Origin of the sequence: Krasilnikovia sp. MM14-A1259 (assembly GCF_047159535.1) — a bacterium.
Taxonomy (GTDB): domain Bacteria; phylum Actinomycetota; class Actinomycetes; order Mycobacteriales; family Micromonosporaceae; genus Actinoplanes.
Map to the genome: position 1 here is coordinate 3,200,278 of NZ_BAAGAJ010000002.1, position 18,281 is coordinate 3,218,558.

Here is an 18,281-nt window from a genome sequence, read left to right on the forward strand (position 1 = left end):
CGGGCACGCGGGCCGGCGGCGCCGGGAGAATGAGGATGAGCTCATGAACGACTGGACGGCCTTCGGACGCGTGGATGCCGACGGCACCGTGTACGTGAAGACCGCCGAGGGCGACCGGGTGGTCGGCTCGTGGCAGGCGGGCACCCCGGAGGAGGGTCTGGCCCACTTCGCCCGGCGCTTCGCCGACCTGGTCACCGAGGTCGACCTCATCGAGGCCCGGCTCAACTCGGGTGCGGCCGACGCCGCGCATTCGCTGAGCAGCGTCAAGCGCATACGCGCCACCCTGGCCGAGGCCCACGTGGTCGGCGACGTCGACGGGCTCGCCACCCGGCTGGACCGGCTGGCCACGCTCGCCGACGAGAAGGCCGGCGAGGCACGGGCGGCGCGTGAGGTCGCCCGTACGGAGGCGCTGGCCCGCAAGACCGCGCTGGTCGAGGAGGCCGAGACGATCGCGGCCGAGTCCACCGGCTGGAAGTCCGCCGGGGACCGGCTGAAGGAGATCCTCGACGAGTGGAAGACCATCCGCGGGGTCGACAAGAAGACCGACGGGGAGCTGTGGAAGCGCTTCGCCGCCGCCCGTGACGGCTTCACCCGCCGCCGCGGCGCCCACTTCGCCACCCTGGACGGTCAGCGCAAGCAGGCGCAGGGCGCGAAGGAAGAGCTGGTCAAGGAGGCGGAAAGCCTCGCCGAGTCCTCGGAGTGGGGGCCCACCGCCGCCCGACTCAAGGAGCTGATGTCCGAGTGGAAGGCCGCGCCGCGCGCCGCGAAGGAGGCCGAGCAGCGCCTCTGGGAGCGATTCCGGGCGGCTCAGGACGCGTTCTTCACCCGCCGCAGCGAGGTCTTCTCGGCCCGCGACGCGGAGTACAAGGGCAACCTGGAGAAGAAGCAGGCCATCCTCGCCGAGCTGGAAGCTGTCGACGTGGACGCCGATCCGCGCGCGGCGCAGAACAGGCTGCGCGACGCCCAGGCGGCCTGGCACGACGCGGGCCGGGTGCCGCGGGAGTCGTCCTCGGGGCTGGATCGCCGGTGGCGGGCCGCCGAGGAGCGGATCCGGGTGGCCATGGATTCGGCGTGGCGCAAGACCTCGCCCCAGGACAACCCGCTGCTGCAGCAGATGCGTGAGCAGGTCGCGGAGGCGGAGCAGCGGCTGGCCCGGGCCCAGGCAGCCGGCGACAACCGGCGCATCAAGGAGGCCGAGCAGGCCCTCGCGTCGAAGCGGCAGTTCCTGGCGCTGGCCGAGCAGACGAGCTGACCCGGCCGGGTCGGCTACGCGGCGGCCAGGCTGAGGTTGCCGAGCGCCTTCGACTGCTTGGCCTTGTACATGGCCTGGTCGGCACGACCGACCAGGCCGTCGGTGGTGCTACCCGGCTCGGCGAAGGCCACACCCACGCTGATGCCGATCTGTACGGTCTGCCCCGCCACGGTGATCGGCTGGCGCACCATCGTGCGGATCCGCTCGCACACCGCCGTGACCGCGGCACGCGAATCGGTGGCCTGGCACACGATCACGAACTCGTCGCCGCCGAACCGGCTCACCAGGTCGGTGTCGCGTACGCAGCTGCGCAGCCGGTCGGCGACCGCGATCAGCAACTGGTCCCCGGCGGCATGGCCGAACCGGTCGTTGACCGGCTTGAAGCCGTCGAGGTCGCAGAACAGCACCGCCAGCCACGGGGCGGCGTCCGGGCAGGGTACCGGCTCGGCCAACGCCGCGGTGATCCGTTCGAGGCAGGCGCCGCGGTTCGGCAGGCCGGTCAGGCTGTCCTGGGCGGCCATCCGCCGCAGCGCCTGCTCGGCCTGGCGGCGCTGGGCCGACAGCGCGGCGATGCGGACCATGACGAGCGGAACGACCAGCGCGGAGCCGATGGCCAGCAGCACCCCGTCGGTGGGCAGGCCGAACAGGACCCGGCCGCCGCCGACCAGCGGGATGAGGGCCATCATCGCCCCGAGGAACGTGAGCCGCCCCGGAGACAGGTCGTCCTTCGGTGCGGGGGTGAGCCGGGTCGCCTGCGCCGCCGACGGGTGCACGGCGGCCGCGGTGAGCGCCGAGTACGCGAGGAGGAACGGCACGTTGGTCCAGTCGGGGCGCACCCCGTGGGGGTCCGACACCAGGGCGCTCGTGACGTTCCCGATCAGCGTGGCGCCGGACGCGACGCTGAACAGCGTCACGGTGACGAGGCGCTCAGGCGCCGCCTTGCTGACCCGCAGCAGGGCGCCGAACGTGCCCAGGGTGAGGAAGATGTTCACGAACAGCGCCATCTGCCGCGGCTCGGTCATGCCCAGGGCGGTCAGATGGGGCAGCAGCACGACGTCCCAGAGCAGACCACCGACCGCCAGCGAGGTGAGCGCAGCGTCGGCCATACCTCCGACGTCGCGCCGTCCGCGGCGCACGATGATGGTCAGGGCGGCGGCGAACACGAAGATGTTCGCCGTGCTGAACAGCAGGTCAGCGAGAGTGCCATCGGCCGTCGGCCGATGCTGGACGTAGACATACCAGAAATAGAGAACGTTCCCGACATTGAACACCGTCAGCGCGGTCAGCAGCAGCCACCACGGCATCCGGCCGGTGCCCTTGCTGCGCCGGGCGCCCATCACCGCCGCGGGGATCGCACCCAGCGTGATCAACAGGAACGCAATGCCCCGCAGCTCGCCAGGGAACGCGAGGTACGCCGCAGTGAGGCCGAACGAGGCCAGGGCGTACCACCGGAACGTCATGCCTGCCCGGTCGGCCGTTCGCGCGATGATCTTAGAGATCCGCGCCCGGGATCAGCGCCCGCAGGCGTCCTCCGCCGGCGGCAGCTGCGCGGGCACGCCGACGGTCGGCAGACCCAGAACCACCCCGGGTGTACGCGGGGTGCGCCCGGCCTCGAACGCGTCACCGGCCCGGGTGCGCCGGTGCGCCACCGGGGCCCCGTCCGCGTTGAGGTGGTGCGGTGCCGCGTACGTGATCTCGGTGTGCACGACGTCGCCCGGCCGGATGCCGGTCAGCCCTCCCGTGGCGAAATGCACCAGCCGCCCGTCCCGCGCGCGGCCGGACATCCGGCCCGTACGCTCGTCCTTGCGCCCCTCGCCGACCGCGACCAGGACCTCGACCGTGCGGCCGACCTGCCGCTTGTTCTCCGCCCAGGTGATGTCCTCCAGCGTCGCGATGAGCCGCTCGTAGCGCTCCTGCACGACCTGCTTGGGCAGCTGGTCGCGCATCGTGGCCGCCGGGGTGCCGGGACGCTTGCTGTACTGGAACGTGAACGCGCTGGCGAAGCGGGCCGCGCGCACCACGTCGAGGGTCTGCGCGAAGTCGGCGTCGGTCTCGCCGGGGAATCCGACGATGATGTCCGTGGTGATCGCGGCGTCCGGCATCGCCGCCCGCACCTTGTCGATGATGCCCAGGTACTTCTCGGCCCGGTAGCTGCGACGCATCGCCTTGAGCAGCCGGTCGGAGCCGGACTGCAGCGGCATGTGCAGGGAGTGGCAGACGTTCGGGGTCTCCGCCATCGCGGCGATCACGTCGTCGGTGAAGTCCTTCGGATGCGGGCTGGTGAACCGGACCCGCTCCAGCCCGTCGACCTCGCCACACGCGCGCAGCAGCTTGCCGAACGCCAGCCGGTCACCGAACTCGACGCCGTACGAGTTGACGTTCTGACCGAGCAGCGTGACCTCGAGGACCCCCTCGGCCACCAGGGCGCGCACCTCGGCGAGGATGTCGCCCGGGCGGCGGTCCTTCTCCTTGCCGCGCAGCGACGGCACGATGCAGAACGTGCAGGTGTTGTTGCAGCCGACGGAGATGGAGACCCAGCCGGCGTAGCTGGACTCGCGGCGGGTGGGCAGCGTGGAAGGAAAGACCTCCAGCGACTCCAGGATCTCCACCTCGGCGGCCGCGTTGTGCCGGGCCCGTTCCAGCAAGGCCGGGAGGGAACCGATGTTGTGGGTGCCGAACACGACGTCGACCCAGGGGGCGCGCTTGACGATGTCGCCGCGGTCCTTCTGAGCCAGGCAGCCGCCGACCGCGATCTGCATGTCCGGTTTGGTGAGCTTGGTGGGGCGCAGGTGACCCAGGTTGCCGTAGAGGCGATTGTCCGCATTCTCGCGGACCGCGCAGGTGTTGAAGACGACCACGTCGGCGGCGTCGGCGTCGGCGGCGCGCACGTAGCCCGCCTCCTCCAGGAGCCCGGAGATGCGTTCCGAGTCGTGGACGTTCATCTGGCAGCCGTACGTGCGCACGTCGTACGTGCGGGCCTGCGGGGTCTCTGCTGCGATAGTCATGGCAATCAACCAGGGTAGTCCCTGCACCGGATGTCCCTGCGGCCCGGCAGGGCGCCCGGCCCAGGACTCCGCCGCGCCTCAGGACGGGGACGCGGCTACGCCGCGGCGGGACGGCCCGGGCTGGGCCGCGGGACGAACCGGGAGCTGTCGCAACCCGGGGCGGCGCCGCAGGCCGGGTCCGCACCGGTGCACGGGCGGGCGTTCCGGCGCTCCGTACCGTCGTCGGTCTCGACCTCGTCCACGTGCACCGGTGTCAGCGTGCCGTCGGGCTCGGCGCGTACGTATCGGGTGGGGTTGAGGGTGTCGTCCGGCAGCAGCACGTCGGCGCCCAGACGGACCGCGAGGGCGCTCGCGGTCGTGGCCTCGCCGATGTCCCCCGGGGCGCAGAAGCACTCGATCAAGGTCGGGAAATCACCGCCGACATACCAGACATCGCACAGCACCGCCCCGTCCGTGGGCGCGTCGAGCGTCGTGACCGGCCGCTGCAACACCCCGGCGAGGGCAGCCCGGACCGACGCCGCGGTGACAAGCCCCGCCACACACCAGCTCCACAACCCGTCGACCGGTCCGGCCAGCTCACTCATGCCACACCCCACCCTTCACAGCCCTCGCTGCGCCCGGTCATGCTGCGCCTGCCATCCGCATGCCCCCGCGGCCCTCGCTGCACTCGGTCATGCCCTGCTCACCTTCCGCAGCCCTCGCGCCTTCGTGCGCTCGGTGCGCTCGGTGCACTCGGTCATGCCCTGCCTACCTTCCGCATGGGGACGACGCTGGAGTTACCGCTCCGTGACTATTCTCGGTCCGATCCGAGATCGCCGCGCCAATACAGTGGACCTGTTGACAGTTCCAACGACGGGATGGTGGTTCGACCGTGGCTGACGAGCCGCTCATCGTGCTCGACAAGGTCAACAAGTGGTTCGGCCCGTTGCACGTGCTGCAGGATGTGGATCTTTCTGTGCACCGCGGCGAGGTCGTGGTCGTGATCGGACCGTCGGGTTCGGGCAAGTCGACGCTCTGCCGCGCGATCAACCGCTTGGAGCCGATCAACTCGGGGAGGATCACCTTCAACGGCCGGCCGCTGCCCGCCGAGGGCCGCGCCCTCGCCCGGCTGCGCAGCGAGGTCGGCATGGTGTTCCAGTCGTTCAACCTCTTCGCCCACAAGACCATCCTGCAGAACGTGATGCTCGGACCGGTCAAGGTCCGTAAAGAGAACACCGCCGCGGTACGCGACCGCGCTCTCGCCCTGCTCGAACGGGTGGGCATCGCGAGCCAGGCCGACAAGTACCCGGCCCAGCTCTCCGGCGGCCAGCAGCAGCGGGTCGCGATCGCCCGCGCGCTGGCCATGCAGCCCAAGGCACTGCTGTTCGACGAGCCGACCAGCGCGCTGGACCCGGAGATGGTCGGCGAGGTGCTCGACGTCATGACCTCGCTCGCCCGCGAAGGCATGACCATGGTCGTCGTCACCCACGAGATGGGCTTCGCCCGGCACGCGGCCAACCGGGTCGTCTTCATGGCCGACGGGCAGATCGTCGAGCAGGCCGAGCCCGCCGAATTCTTCGCGCACCCGCGCAGCGACCGCGCGAAGGACTTCCTGTCGAAGATTCTGACGCACTGAGCGTCTACTGAGGAGCCGCGGGGGCGGCTCTGCTGGTAAACCCCTTATTCGAGGAGCGTAACGATGCGCATCACCCGATTGGCAGCAGCAGCCGGGACGTTGGCGATGGTGTTGGCCGCGGCGGCCTGCGGCGGCGGCGACAACAACGGCGGCTCCAGCGGTTCCGGCGGGATCGTGGACAAGGCGTCGAGTCAGAAGAAGCTGACCATCGGTGTCAAGGCGGACCAGCCCGGCCTGGGCCTGCAGACCGGTACGACCTACACCGGCTTCGACATCGAGATCGCCAAGATCGTGGCGAAGGGCCTCGGCGTGCCGGAGTCCGGCATCACCTGGAAGACGACCGTGTCGAGCAACCGGGAGCCGTTCATCCAGCAGGGCCAGGTGGACCTGGTCGTGGCGACGTACACGATCAACGACGACCGCAAGAAGGTCGTCAACTTCGGGGGTCCGTACTACGTCGCGGGCCAGGACCTGCTGGTGCCCGTGAACTCGACGATCACCGGGCCGGAGGCGCTGGACGGCAAGAAGGTCTGCTCCGTGACCGGATCGACCCCGGCCAAGCGGATCCAGTCCGACTACCCGAAGGCCCACCTGCAGCAGTTCGACACGTACTCCAAGTGCGTGACCGCCCTGGCCGGCGGCCAGGTGGACGCGGTGACCACGGACGACATCGTCCTCGCCGGGTACGCCGCCCAGACGCAGAACGCGGGCAAGTTCAAGCTGGTCCGCAAGCCGTTCAGCACCGAGCCGTACGGCATCGGTCTGAAGAAGACCGACACCACGGGCTGCAACAAGATCAATGAGATTCTCAAGGCGTCGGCGACCGACGGCTCGTACAAGCAGGCGTGGGAGTCGACACTCGGCAAGCCCGCGCCCGAGCTGGACGTCACGAAGCTGACCAACTGCAGCTGATCCGCCTGGTCGCGGGCGGGACCGGCGTGCCGGTCCCGCCCGCGACCGTGTTACGAGGAAGCGAGGACGATGGACGTCTTCTCCGATCCTGCCAACGTCGACGTGTACGTGACCGGGTTCCTCTGGATCCTGAAGCTCACGATCGGGGGCACTGTCGGCGCGCTCGTGCTGGGAGTCCTGTTGGCCGCGATGCGGGTCTCCCCCGTGCCGGTGCTGCGTGGCTTCGGCACGGCGTGGGTGAACACCTTCCGCAACACGCCGCTGACGTTGATCATCTTCTTCTGCTACTTCGGCCTGTACTCCACGCTCGGTGTCACGGTCTCCGACGACATCGAGCGCAACAACTACTGGCTCGGCGTGATCGGCCTGTCGGTGTACACCGCGGCGTTCATCTGTGAGGCGATCCGCTCCGGGATCAACACCGTGCCGGCCGGGCAGGCGGAGGCGGCCCGGGCGATCGGGATGTCGTTCCGCCAGACCCTCACGATGATCATCCTGCCGCAGGCGGGTCGCGCCGTGGTCGCGCCGCTGGGCAGCATCTTCATCGCTCTGGCCAAGAACTCCACGATCGTCGGCACGATCGGCCTCGCCGAGTCGTCGACCGCGATGAAGGACCTCATCAACACGAACGGCGACGCGGTCATCCCGATCTTCTTCGTCTTCGCGGGCACGTTCGCCGCCGTTCTGATCCCATCCGGCTACGCGTTCGGCTGGCTGGCGAACCGACTGGCGGTGAAGCGATGAGCACCGACACGGTCCTCTACGACCACCCGGGGCCCCGGGCGCAGGCCCGCAACCGGCTCCTGACGCTCATCTTCGGCGTGGTCCTGCTGGCGTTGGTCATCTGGGTGTACCGGCGTTTCGACGCCAAGGGGCAGTGGGCAGCCGCGCTGTGGGAGCCGTTCACGAACGCCGGCACGTGGACGGACTACATCATCCCCGGGCTGGAGGGCACGCTGAAGGCGGCGGCGGTCGCCATGGTGCTGTCGCTGGTGTTCGGGCTGCTCTTCGCGGTCGGGCGGCTCTCCGACCACCGCTGGGTCAGCATCCCGGCCGGTGCGGTCGTCGAGTTCTTCCGCGCCGTACCGTTGCTGCTGTTGATGTTCTTCATCTTCTACGGCGTGCCGTTCCTGACGCAGGCGCCGATGCCGGTCTTCTGGGCCGTCGTCGCCGGCCTCACGCTCTACAACGGCTCCGTGCTCGCCGAGGCGTTCCGGGCCGGCATCCGCGCGGTGCCGCCGGGGCAGAGCGAGGCCGGTTACGCGATCGGACTGCGCAAGAGCCAGGTCATGCAGAACGTCCTGCTGCCCCAGGCGGCCCGTGCGATGCTGCCGGTGATCGTCAGCCAGCTCGTCGTCCTGGTCAAGGACACCGCGCTGGGCTACATCATCGCGTACCCGGAGCTGCTGCAGCTGGGCGTCAACAACCTGTCCGCCAACTACGGCAACGTGCTCCAGGCCGCCATCGTCGTCGCGATCATCTACATCCTGGTGAACGCGGCGCTGACCTGGGTGGCCGGGTGGCTCGGGCGCCGCACACGGCGCGCGGGCCGCTCGCCGCGCGGCGTCGGTGACGCGCTGGCCGCCAGTGTGGAGGCCGCCAGCGGCGTGGGTGAGCCACAGGGCTGAGGTCCTACCGGGCCAGCTCCGTGACACGGGACTCGCGAACGACCGTGACGCGGATCTGGCCCGGATAGGTCAGCTCCTCCTCGATCTGCTTCGCCACGTCACGCGCCAGCACGGCCGCGCCGATGTCGTCGACCTCCTCCGGGCGCACCATCACCCGGATCTCCCGGCCGGCCTGCATCGCGAAGACCTTGTCCACCCCGAGCTTGCCCGCGGCGATCTCCTCGATCCGCTCCAGCCGCTTCACGTACGCCTCCAGGCTCTCGCGCCGGGCACCCGGGCGGCCGCCGGAACAGGCGTCGGACGCCTGCGTCAGCACGGCCTCGATGGTCTGCGGGGCCACCTCGTTGTGGTGCGCCTCGATGGCGTGCACGACGTCTTCGCTCTCGCCGTACTTGCGGGCCAGGTCCGCGCCGATGAGCGCGTGACTGCCCTCCACCTCGTGGGTGAGCGCCTTGCCGATGTCGTGCAGGAACGCGCACCGCTTGATCGTCGGCACGTCCAGGCGCAGCTCCGCGGCCATGATGCCGGCGATGTGCGCGGTCTCGGCGAGATGCTTCAGTACGTTCTGCCCGTAGCTCGTGCGATAGCGCAGACGGCCGAGCAGCGTGGCCAGTTCCGGGTGGATGTCCGTGATGCCGACGTCGACCAGGGCCTCCTCGGCGGCGCGGTCGCACAGGCGCTCCACCTCGCTCTTGGCCGACTCGAAGACCTCCTCGATCCGGTGCGGGTGGATCCGCCCGTCCAGGACCAGCTTCTCCAGGGTCAGTCGGCCGACCTCCCGGCGTACCGGGTCGAAACAGGACAGCAGCACGGCCTCGGGGGTGTCGTCGATGATCAGGTTGACGCCGGTGGTCGACTCGAAAGCTCGGATGTTGCGGCCTTCGCGGCCGATGATCCGGCCCTTCATCTCGTCGCTCGGCAGGTGCAGGACACTGACCACGCTCTCCGCGGTCTGCTCGCTGGCGATCCGCTGGATGGCGTCCACGACGATGTGGCGGGCCCGGGTCTCGGCGGTGCTGCGGGCGTCGTTCTCGATGTCCCGGACCAGCAGCGCGGCCTCCCGCTTCGCCTGCGCCTCGATGTTGTCGACCAGCTCGGCGCGGGCGGTGTCGGCGGTCAGTCCGGCGATGCGCTCCAGCTCCCGGCGATGCTCCTCCTCCGCGCTGGCCAACTCGCCCTCGCGGCGGGCCAGCGCCGCCTCCCGGGCGGTCAGGTCCGTGTCCGTCGCGGCGAGCCGACGTTCACGCTCGGTGAGCCGCTCCACCTCGTCGCCGTGCAGCCGTTCCCGCTCGTCGATCCGGGCTGCGCGCCGCTCCACCTCGGCGGCCTGCTCCTTCGCGGTCGCGTTGAGAAGCGCCACCTCACGCTCGCCGCTGCGCCGGGCCGCGGCCCGGACCTGCTCGGCGTCGGACTCGGCCTGGCGGTGCGCGTGTTCGAGGATGGTGTCGGCCTCGCCATGTGCGGCCTCCAGCACGCGGCGCGCCTCGGCGCGGGCCGCGCTCGCCTCGGCCTTCGCGGCAGCCGCCTCGGCACGCACGGAGGCGGCCTTGGCCTTCGCGTCATCGACGGCCGTGGACGCCTCGTCAGCGGCGGTGCGCAATGCGGCCAGGGACTGCTCCTGCCGGTCCTTCGCTTCGAGGAATCGCTCGTCGGTCCGGCCGTTCTGGAGCTGGCGCACGATCCGGGCGCCGACCACGAGCCCGAAGACCACCAATGCGGCGAGGACCGCGATCGCCACCACGAACACCCAATACGGGGCGGTCATCTCGCCGCTGCTCCCTTCACCTCGCGCATCCGCTCCCGCCAGCCTGTCACGGCGGGTCCGGCACCCCCCGCGGCGGGTGCCGGGGCCGCGGCACCGGCCGCGGAACTCGGGATGCTCGACCACGCGAACGGAGCCGCAGACAGCGTGTGACGCCGCATCGCGCCCCCGTAGGACTGACCGCGAGCCGGACGGGGACGGATCCGGACGGTGGCCCGTAACGCAGAACGCACGTGCCGACCGATCACTACTGCCCGTGTCGGCACACGACCAGTGCCTGACGCCGTGTGCGCTGCGTCGCGCCCACGACCAGACCGCCGCACCGGAGTGCTGCCCGGTATGGCGCATCCCCTCCCGCGAACTCCGCGGGCGGCGTGGTCATCGGCGCCACAGGGCACCGAAGTGATGCCTTACTGTAATGCGATCTATGTTGTGCGCTTTGCTTGCGGTGGTCGAGCAAACCTTGTGTAACGCGAGGCTAGGTCGCGAGAGCCGGTTCGGTCAAGGACTCATGATTCGGCAGCGGACGGGACGGACGGCACAGACGCGCTCACGCCCAGCTCAACCCATCCGGGGGGCAATTCAGGCGTACCGGGACCAGAGATCGCGCATCGGCTCCCAGCTCTCCCCCGCACTCTCCTTCCAGTACCCCAGCATGAAGGCGGCCACCGGCGCCTTCGCATCGTCCCACCAGATGCCGCTGACGACCCGCTCGCGGCCACCCTCGGTCACCTTAAACGCATACTCAATGTAGTTGCCCGATAGGCGATCGGACGGAGTGGACTTTCTGGTCGGCGCGGCGACGCCAGGGGTCAGCTGACGCGCGTCCACGTTCTGCCCGAGCGTCCTGACCTGCGCTTTGTCCCGGTCAGCCGCAGAGTTGAACTCGATGAAGACGATGGTCATCGCATCCAACTCGCACCGCACGCGGGCCTTCTCGCCGCGATGCAGGACCGGGCCGCCCGGCTCGCCGGTACGCGCACATCCTGAAAGGTGCACAAGCCAGTCCTGCGCCACCGGGGCCAAGGCGCCGGTCAGCTTCGGTTGGTTGATCGCGACCTGGTTGCGCTCGTACGCACCCAGGGTCGCCGCGGGGGCGGGCGTCGTCCGGGAGCGGCCCGCCGTAGGGGCGGTCGCACGGCCGGTGAACCAGCCGGCCGTACCGAACACCAGAAGCCCGACGACGAGTCCGACGACGATCCCGAAGACGTGCCGACGACGGTCCGGCGGTGGGGACGGCTCGATCCGCGGACCTCGGGGGACCGAGGTGTCGAAGCCGAAGGCGTCGTCGTAGCCGGCGGACGGGCCACCGTCCGAGACCGGGCTCGGCGATGGGGAGGGCGGCGCCGAGGCCGGAGGAGCCGAGGTCGCTGGGGCCGGGTGATCCGCGTTCCCCTGCCGATGTGGGCTGGTGGGCAGCCCAGGCGCGGGCGCATGGCTTGGCATGGGCGCATGGCCCGGCGTGGGCGCATGGCCCGGCGTGGGCGCATGGCCCGGCGTGGGCGCATGGTGGAAAGGTCCGTAAGGCGGGTACCCCAGAGACTCGGCTTTCCGGGGCTTTGTCGCCGACGGGGGCACCCCCACCGGGTGTTCAGCTCCCGAGGGCTGCTCGGTCGCAGGATCCGGCGCGGTCCGGAATTCGGACTCCACGTGGGACTCACTCGCGGCCGGGCCACTTTGCGGTTGAGCCCGATCATTCGCGGTGGATGTGGGTGCGGTTGTCAGACCGGCATTGGCGTCCGAATCGGACGCCATGTCGGTTGGAATGCCGGATGGAGAGTCGCCCACGGCGGCTGGGTGAACCGTGTGTTCGGCGTTCCCAGAGAAGGGTCCGGACCCGCGCGGCACACCGTGGGAGTCGTCTGTCACGCCGGAGCAGACTACCAGTCAGCTGCGATCGATGACGCCCACAAAGATCCATTTTGGGACGGTATGCCTGAGACTCCCCGGCGTGACGGCAGTTACCGTGCTGATGCGTAGGCGCCGAGGGTGGGGGCGCCAGAGGGCAGTGACTCGGGCCGGGAGCCCGGTGTGAGGCGTCTGCGCATCCGGGGCATTGGCGGGCGATATCCGGCCCATTCTCTTACTCATGGCGATTGGTCGATCAGCGTGCCGTGGTCGAGCGGGCGTGTGCAGGGGTGCCGCTCAAACGTGGTGACCGTCATTCAGCCCGTGTCGGCGTCGGCGTCGGCGTCGGCCAGGTTGTCGACGTCGATGTCGGCTGCGAACTGTGCCGTCTCGGCGTCGCGGGCGGCCATGGCGTCCGTGACTGCGCGGATTGCCACGCCTGCCGGATACCCCTTGCGCGCGAGCATGCCGACCAGACGGCGGAACACCGCCTCCGGAGCACCTTTGGCAGTGCGCAGTTTGCGGTCGACCAGTGCGCGGGCGGCCACCGCTTCGGACTCCTCGTCGAGCGAGTCCAACGCCTCACTCGCCACGTCGGCGGCGATTCCACGGCGGCGCAGCTCGCCCGCGAGGGCGCGCCGCGCCAGCCCGCGCCCGTGGTGACGGCTGGAGACCCACGCGCGCGCGAATGCCGCGTCGTCGATGATGCCGACCTCGTCGTACCGGTCGAGCACCTCGACGATGATCTCGGTGGAGATCTGCCGCCGGGTGAGTGCCTTCGCCAGTTCCGCCCGGGTGCGGGGGCGCACCGCCAACTGACGCAGGCAGATCTCGCGGGCCACCTCGGACTCGTCGCGCGGGGGCTCGGCCCGGCGAGGCGGGTCTGATCGAGGTGTGTCGGACCCGTCCGCCCGTCCCAGCCGCGGCTCGACGTGGTCGCGCGCTGGCCTCAGCTCGACGGGATCGCGTCCCAGCCTGGGCTCGGCGCGGTCGCGCGCCTGCCTCGGCTCGGCGCGGTCGCGGGGCGGCCGCGGATCGGCCGAGTCGCGGGGCGGCCGGGGGGGTCGGGGCGGGATCGCGTCCCAGCCCCGACCCGAACGGGCACCGCGTCGCGCGGTCACCGCGGATCAGCGCCCTGGTGACCGGATGACGTCGGGAGGCGTCGCACGTCAGAAGTCGACCGGGGGCAGCTCGGGACCACTGGCAGCATCGCCGCCCGCCTGGCCCACACCGAGCTTCTCCAGGATCTTCTTCTCGATTTCGGCGGCCACGTCGGGATTTTCCCGGAGGAACTCCCGCGCCTTCTCCTTGCCCTGGCCCAGCTGATCACCGTCGTACGTGTACCAGGCGCCGGACTTGCGGATGATGCTCTGCTCGACGCCGACGTCGATGAGCGAACCCTCGCGGGAGATGCCCTTGCCATACATGATGTCGAACTCGGCCTGCTTGAACGGCGCGGCAACCTTGTTCTTGACGACCTTGACGCGGGTCCGGTTGCCGACGACGTCCGTGCCGTCCTTGAGGCTCTCGATACGACGGACGTCGAGACGCACCGAGGCGTAGAACTTCAGCGCCCGGCCACCGGTCGTCGTCTCGGGCGAGCCGAACATGACGCCGATCTTCTCGCGGAGCTGGTTGATGAAGATCGCGGTGGTGCCCGAGTTGTTGAGCACACCGGTGATCTTTCGCAGCGCCTGGCTCATCAAGCGAGCCTGGAGGCCGACGTGGCTGTCACCCATCTCACCCTCGATCTCGGCGCGCGGCACGAGGGCGGCCACCGAGTCGATGACGATGATGTCGAGGGCCCCGGAGCGGATCAGCATGTCTGCGATCTCCAGCGCCTGCTCACCGGTGTCCGGCTGGGACACCAGGAGGGCGTCGGTGTCGACGCCGAGGGCTCGCGCGTACTCCGGGTCGAGGGCGTGCTCGGCGTCGATGAACGCCGCGATCCCGCCCGCACGCTGGGCGCTGGCGACCGCGTGCAGAGCCACCGTCGTCTTACCGCTCGACTCCGGGCCGTAGATCTCGATGACGCGGCCGCGCGGCAGACCTCCGACGCCGAGCGCCACGTCCAGCGCGATGGAGCCGGTCGGGATGATGGCCGTCTGCACGACCGGCCGCTCCCCCAGCCGCATCACGGAACCCTTGCCGAACTGCTTGTCGATCTGCGCCAGCGCCAGATCGAGAGCCTTCTCCCGGTCGGGTCCTGCCACCATGTCCGCCACCCCTGTAGTCGACTTCCCAGCCTTCGCCGATGAGCTTCTATTCACCACGCGCGTCACGGTAGGCGTTGGGTCTGACAGAAAACAGCCGGTCGGCCGTGACCTGTGGATGACCGCGCCGCCTGTGGACAATAGCCGAACACGTGTACGACGATCGAACGACACGCCAGAACAGGCGTACGAAAGTTCGTCAGGGCAGGGGCAACGCCCCTCAGTGCAGGCGCATGGGCACCCGGTCGGGGTATGCGGCGACCACTGCGCGCCAGACCGTAGCCGTCTCCATTCCCTGTGCGATCGCCTCGTCGATGGTCCGGCCACCGAGATCGGCGAAAGCGTGATCGGCCGCCAGACTTCGGGCGTAACCCGCGCCGAATGCCTGTTCCAGCCGGGCCCAGAAGTCCGTCAACCGCACCGGCCCAGCGTAGTGCCGGGGGCAACGCCCCACCGCGCCGCCCGAGCACCACCTCCGGGAGATCCGTGGGCGGGGGCCGCCGGAGCCGGTCACCGCCGGGACGGACCGGGATCCGGCCCGCGGCGCCGCCCGACCACCGCCGCGACGGACAGGGATCCAGCCCCACCGCGCCCGACCACCGCCGCGACATACCGGGGTCCGGCCCCGCGGCGTCGCGATCATCGACGGGTCGCAGGGGAATGGAGCGCCCCCGATGCGACCCGCAGATCATCGACCAGACCCCGGTATGCGGCGTCGCGGTCGTCGGCGCGCAGCACGGCCGACGGGTGGATCGTGGCGAGCGCCTGACACTGTGCCACCGGGAAGTCCTCCGGGTGCTGAGCGGAGGCGGGCCATGGCATGAGCTGGCCGCGGGAGCGGGTGACCCGGAACTGCGGGCCCAGCAGCGCCTTGGCCGCCGTGGCTCCGAGAACGACCACGATTTCGGGCTTGAGCAGGGCGAACTCGGCCACCAGCCAGGGCCGACAAGCAGCGATGTGAGCCGGGCCGGGATTTTGATGGATACGCCGCTTGCCACGCAGCTCGAACCGGAAGTGCTTGACCGCGTTGGTGATGTAGACATCCGCCGGATCGATGTCGGCATCGTCCACCGCCTCGCGCAGCAGACGTCCCGCCGGCCCCACGAACGGCAGGCCTCGCTGATCCTCGACGTCGCCCGGCTGCTCGCCGACGAAGACGACCCGGGCATGCGCGGCGCCACGACCGAAGACTGTCTGGGTGGCGTCCTGATACAGCTCACAACCTCGGCAGCCGGCTGCGGCGGACTTGAGCGCATCGAGCGTGCGGGCTTCGGACGGGATGAACTCCTGGGCGCCGACCGGCGGCTCGCTCCTCACCATGCCCACCGTTCTACCCGTCCTCCGTGTCGGGCGCGACGCGATGTCACCGGGACGGGGGCCCGGCGCCGACGGGATGGGCCGCTGCGGCCACCGCATCGGCGACCCGGTCCAGGTCGTGCATGTCGAGCGGACTCACGGTGAGGCGGATGCCCGGCGGCGTACGGAGGCGGAACAGGGATCCGGGTGCTGCGGCGTAACCGGCGTCCCGCAACGCCCCGACCGTCCGGGTCTCGTCAGGCACCCGTACCCAGAGATTGAGGCCCGTCATGCCGCAGGCCGGCAGGCCTCGCGCGGACAACGCGTCGCGCAGGCCGAGGCGGCGGTGGTGGTAGCTGTCGGCCGCGGCCGCGACGGCCGCGGTCACGCCCGCGTCCTGCCACAGCAGGAGCAGCAGGCGCTGCAGCAGGGTGGAGACCCAGCCCGCGCCGATGCGCAACCGCCCCAGGACCCGGGCGATCGTGGCCTCGTCCCCGGCGAGGACCGCGATACGCAGATCCGGGCCGAAGGGCTTGGAGGCCGAGCGGATGAACGCCCACGTCGCGGTGGCGCCGCTGAGGCAGTGCAGAGGCACCCCGGCGAGCTCGGCGGCGTGGTCGTCCTCGATGAGCAGCACCTCGGGGTGACCCGCGAGGATCGGCCGCAACGCGGCAGCGCGGGCGGCGCTGACCGCAGCGCCGGTCGGATTCTGTGCCCGGGTCGTGACCACGACGGCGCGGGCACCGGCGGCCAGGGCCGCCGCCATCCCGTCGGGTCGTGGGCCCTCGTCGTCGACCCCTATGGGGATCGGGGTGAGGTCGAGCGCGGCGACGAGGTCGAGCAGGTTTGCCCAGCCAGGGTCTTCGACAGCGACCGGATCGCCCGGGCGCAGGTGTGTGGTGAGCAGCCGCTCGATCGCGTCGAGCGTCCCCGAGGTGACCGTGACCGCGGCGTCGGCGACCGGCACGCCGTCCGCACCCAGGCGAGCCCGGGCCACGTCCACCAGCTCGGGCACCGCACCGGCGGCGGCGTAGCCGAGCGGCTCGCTCAGATCTCGCGCCATGGCCCGCACGAGCGAGGCCATCGGCGGGAGCAGCCGCAGATCCGGCTCGCCGGACGACAGGTCGACCATCCCCTCCGGAACGGGCAGGCGCAGGGCAGAACGCGGGGTCGCCACCGCCGGCCGGGCCCGCACGCGGGTGCCGCGGCGGCCGGCGGTCTCGAGGACTCCACGCTGGCGCAGATCCTGGTACGCCTTCGCGACCGTGCCCGGGCTGACGTGCAACTGGTCGGCGAGGACCCGGACCGCGGGAAGCGCCGCGCCCCAGGTCAGGTCGCCCGTGCGCACGCCCGCCTCGATGCTCGCGGAAATCGAGGCGGCGCTGGACCCGGTGACCTGATATCGTGCTGACACAGAGGAGATTCTGTACTAGTACAGAGTTGATGGCAAGTCAGAGCCGACGACACGCCGAAACGGAGAGGGAGGACCGGTGACCGGCGCCTACACGCCCACGCCCCGCACCACCGCGACCCGATACCGGGAGCGCATGCGCTATGACCGCGCAGCCGCCCACGCCATCCTGGACGAGGCGTATGACTGTGCCGTCGCGTTCGTCGTCGACGGTGAGCCCCGGGTCCTGCCCACGCTGCATGTGCGCGTGGGCGACACCGTCTATCTGCACGGCTCCACAGGCGGCCGGCTCGGGCTGGCCGCCCGCGACAGCGGCGTGCCCGTATGCCTGTCCGTGACGTTGCTGGACGGCCTGGTGCTCGCGCGGTCGCAGTTCCACCACAGTGCGAATTACCGTTCCGTCGTGGCGATGGGCACCGCCCGCCTCGTCACGGACGCGACGGAGCAGGCGGCCGCGATGGCCGCGCTGGTGGAGAAGGTCGCGCCCGGCCGGGTCGCGGACAGCCGTCCAGCCACGCGACGGGAGCTGGCGCAGACGGCCGTGCTGGCCCTTCCGCTGCAGGAGGTGTCGGTTCGGGCCCGTGCCGGCGGGGTGATGGACGACCCGGCGGATCTGGCGCTCCCGCACTGGGCCGGGGTCCTGCCGCTGCAGCGCATCATGGGCCCGCCCGAGCCCGACGCGGGCGTCGGCGCCCCGGCGCCGGACTACCTCGTCGCCGGCCGCTCACCCTGGCACACGGCGGCGACGATGCGCGGCAAGCACGTGATCCTGGAGCCGCTGGCACCCTCGCATGTGGACGGCCTGTTCGCGGCGTTGGACGACGACGAGGTGTGGCGTTTCCTGCCGAGCCTGCCGCCGCGCGATCACGCCGACATGGCCGCGCACGTGGCGACGGCCGCGCGCCAGCAGTGGCTCGGCGAGCGTGTGACCTGGGTTCAGATCAACCCGGAGACCGGGGAGGTCATGGGGATGACCAGCTACCACGACATCGATCCCGAGAAGGGCGCCGTCGGCATCGGCCACACGATCCTCGGCAAGCGGTGGTGGCGCACCGGCGTCAACACCGAAGCGAAGCTCCTGCTGCTGGAGCGCGCGTTCGACGTGCTCGGCGCGGAGCGGGTGTTCTGGTACACCGATGTGCGAAACGAGCGATCGCAGCGGGCGATCGCACGGCTCGGCGCCAGCCGGGACGGTGTGGTGCGCCGGCACCGGCTACGCCCGGACGGCACCTGGCGCGACTCGGTGCTGTTTGCGATGACCGCCGACGAGTGGCCGGATGCGGCGGCACGCCTGCGCGCGATGCTCGCGGCGCATTGATCAGCCGGTCAGGACCGATTG

16 protein-coding genes are annotated in these 18,281 nt (G+C 70.7%); 6 read left to right on the forward strand and 10 right to left on the reverse strand.

Annotation, left to right across the window (positions count from 1 at the left end; genetic code table 11):
- Positions 1 to 43 precede the first annotated feature (43 nt).
- Positions 44 to 1,252 carry a DUF349 domain-containing protein gene (locus ACMCNK_RS14080; RefSeq protein WP_412736862.1) on the forward strand — a complete coding sequence of 403 codons (1,209 nt, stop codon included), beginning with the start codon at positions 44 to 46 and terminating at the stop codon, positions 1,250 to 1,252.
- Between the two features lie 14 nt (positions 1,253 to 1,266).
- Here the strand turns inward: ACMCNK_RS14080 and ACMCNK_RS14085 are convergent, their stop codons facing one another.
- The 3 genes from ACMCNK_RS14085 to ACMCNK_RS14095 form a co-directional block, all read right to left on the reverse strand.
- Positions 1,267 to 2,712, reverse strand: coding sequence for a diguanylate cyclase domain-containing protein (locus ACMCNK_RS14085; RefSeq protein ID WP_412736863.1), 1,446 nt, complete (start codon positions 2,710 to 2,712; stop codon positions 1,267 to 1,269).
- A 51-nt stretch (positions 2,713 to 2,763) separates the two neighbouring features.
- A complete protein-coding gene (gene miaB / locus ACMCNK_RS14090) occupies positions 2,764 to 4,257 on the reverse strand; it encodes a tRNA (N6-isopentenyl adenosine(37)-C2)-methylthiotransferase MiaB (protein ID WP_412736864.1) in 1,494 nt (497 codons plus the stop codon).
- A gap of 95 nt (positions 4,258 to 4,352) precedes the next feature.
- On the reverse strand, positions 4,353 to 4,841 hold the full coding sequence (locus tag ACMCNK_RS14095; RefSeq protein ID WP_412736865.1) for a hypothetical protein: 489 nt from the start codon (positions 4,839 to 4,841) through the stop codon (positions 4,353 to 4,355).
- 287 nt (positions 4,842 to 5,128) lie between these two features.
- Here ACMCNK_RS14095 and ACMCNK_RS14100 point away from each other — a divergent pair, with 287 nt between their 5' ends.
- From ACMCNK_RS14100 to ACMCNK_RS14115, 4 genes are all read left to right on the forward strand, one after another.
- Positions 5,129 to 5,872, forward strand: a complete 744-nt coding sequence (locus ACMCNK_RS14100; protein WP_412736866.1) for an amino acid ABC transporter ATP-binding protein — start codon at positions 5,129 to 5,131, stop codon at positions 5,870 to 5,872.
- A 63-nt stretch (positions 5,873 to 5,935) separates the two neighbouring features.
- Positions 5,936 to 6,784, forward strand: a complete 849-nt coding sequence (locus tag ACMCNK_RS14105) for a glutamate ABC transporter substrate-binding protein (RefSeq protein WP_412736867.1) — start codon at positions 5,936 to 5,938, stop codon at positions 6,782 to 6,784.
- A gap of 69 nt (positions 6,785 to 6,853) precedes the next feature.
- On the forward strand, positions 6,854 to 7,528 hold the full coding sequence (locus ACMCNK_RS14110; protein WP_412736868.1) for an amino acid ABC transporter permease: 675 nt from the start codon (positions 6,854 to 6,856) through the stop codon (positions 7,526 to 7,528).
- On the forward strand, positions 7,525 to 8,412 hold the full coding sequence (locus tag ACMCNK_RS14115) for an amino acid ABC transporter permease (RefSeq protein WP_412736869.1): 888 nt from the start codon (positions 7,525 to 7,527) through the stop codon (positions 8,410 to 8,412). The genes ACMCNK_RS14110 and ACMCNK_RS14115 overlap by 4 nt, the downstream gene beginning before the upstream one ends.
- A gap of 4 nt (positions 8,413 to 8,416) precedes the next feature.
- Here the strand turns inward: ACMCNK_RS14115 and rny are convergent, their stop codons facing one another.
- The 7 genes from rny to ACMCNK_RS14150 all read right to left on the reverse strand — a co-directional run bounded on the left by rny (position 8,417) and on the right by ACMCNK_RS14150 (position 16,945).
- Positions 8,417 to 10,177 carry a ribonuclease Y gene (rny, locus tag ACMCNK_RS14120; RefSeq protein ID WP_412736870.1) on the reverse strand — a complete coding sequence of 587 codons (1,761 nt, stop codon included), beginning with the start codon at positions 10,175 to 10,177 and terminating at the stop codon, positions 8,417 to 8,419.
- A gap of 579 nt (positions 10,178 to 10,756) precedes the next feature.
- A complete protein-coding gene (locus tag ACMCNK_RS14125) occupies positions 10,757 to 11,620 on the reverse strand; it encodes a hypothetical protein (protein ID WP_412736871.1) in 864 nt (287 codons plus the stop codon).
- Between the two features lie 719 nt (positions 11,621 to 12,339).
- Entirely contained in the window at positions 12,340 to 12,996 is a 657-nt protein-coding gene (locus tag ACMCNK_RS14130; RefSeq protein ID WP_412740848.1) for a regulatory protein RecX, read from the reverse strand.
- 195 nt (positions 12,997 to 13,191) lie between these two features.
- Positions 13,192 to 14,238, reverse strand: a complete 1,047-nt coding sequence (gene recA, locus ACMCNK_RS14135; protein WP_412736872.1) for a recombinase RecA — start codon at positions 14,236 to 14,238, stop codon at positions 13,192 to 13,194.
- A gap of 217 nt (positions 14,239 to 14,455) precedes the next feature.
- On the reverse strand, positions 14,456 to 14,656 hold the full coding sequence (locus ACMCNK_RS14140) for a DUF3046 domain-containing protein (RefSeq protein ID WP_412736873.1): 201 nt from the start codon (positions 14,654 to 14,656) through the stop codon (positions 14,456 to 14,458).
- A gap of 218 nt (positions 14,657 to 14,874) precedes the next feature.
- Positions 14,875 to 15,555, reverse strand: a complete 681-nt coding sequence (locus ACMCNK_RS14145) for a UdgX family uracil-DNA binding protein (protein ID WP_412736874.1) — start codon at positions 15,553 to 15,555, stop codon at positions 14,875 to 14,877.
- A gap of 43 nt (positions 15,556 to 15,598) precedes the next feature.
- Entirely contained in the window at positions 15,599 to 16,945 is a 1,347-nt protein-coding gene (locus ACMCNK_RS14150) for an aminotransferase class I/II-fold pyridoxal phosphate-dependent enzyme (RefSeq protein ID WP_412736875.1), read from the reverse strand.
- Between the two features lie 133 nt (positions 16,946 to 17,078).
- On the opposite strand from ACMCNK_RS14150, the gene ACMCNK_RS14155 reads away from it, so the two are divergent.
- A complete protein-coding gene (locus tag ACMCNK_RS14155; RefSeq protein ID WP_412740849.1) occupies positions 17,079 to 18,260 on the forward strand; it encodes a bifunctional pyridoxamine 5'-phosphate oxidase family protein/GNAT family N-acetyltransferase in 1,182 nt (393 codons plus the stop codon).
- Positions 18,261 to 18,281: the final 21 nt, after the last annotated feature.

Coding starts and splice junctions, on each gene's coding strand:
- ACMCNK_RS14095 (WP_412736865.1), bottom strand. CDS start 4,841: ATGAGTGAGCTGGCCGGACCGGTCGACGGGTTGTGGAGCTGGTGTGTG.
- ACMCNK_RS14110 (WP_412736868.1), top strand. CDS start 6,854: ATGGACGTCTTCTCCGATCCTGCCAACGTCGACGTGTACGTGACCGGG.
- ACMCNK_RS14115 (WP_412736869.1), top strand. CDS start 7,525: ATGAGCACCGACACGGTCCTCTACGACCACCCGGGGCCCCGGGCGCAG.
- recA (WP_412736872.1), bottom strand. CDS start 14,238: ATGGTGGCAGGACCCGACCGGGAGAAGGCTCTCGATCTGGCGCTGGCG.
- ACMCNK_RS14145 (WP_412736874.1), bottom strand. CDS start 15,555: ATGGTGAGGAGCGAGCCGCCGGTCGGCGCCCAGGAGTTCATCCCGTCC.
- rny (WP_412736870.1), bottom strand. CDS start 10,177: ATGACCGCCCCGTATTGGGTGTTCGTGGTGGCGATCGCGGTCCTCGCC.
- ACMCNK_RS14080 (WP_412736862.1), top strand. CDS start 44: ATGAACGACTGGACGGCCTTCGGACGCGTGGATGCCGACGGCACCGTG.
- miaB (WP_412736864.1), bottom strand. CDS start 4,257: ATGACTATCGCAGCAGAGACCCCGCAGGCCCGCACGTACGACGTGCGC.
- ACMCNK_RS14085 (WP_412736863.1), bottom strand. CDS start 2,712: ATGACGTTCCGGTGGTACGCCCTGGCCTCGTTCGGCCTCACTGCGGCG.
- ACMCNK_RS14125 (WP_412736871.1), bottom strand. CDS start 11,620: ATGCCAAGCCATGCGCCCGCGCCTGGGCTGCCCACCAGCCCACATCGG.
- ACMCNK_RS14105 (WP_412736867.1), top strand. CDS start 5,936: ATGCGCATCACCCGATTGGCAGCAGCAGCCGGGACGTTGGCGATGGTG.
- ACMCNK_RS14155 (WP_412740849.1), top strand. CDS start 17,079: ATGCGCTATGACCGCGCAGCCGCCCACGCCATCCTGGACGAGGCGTAT.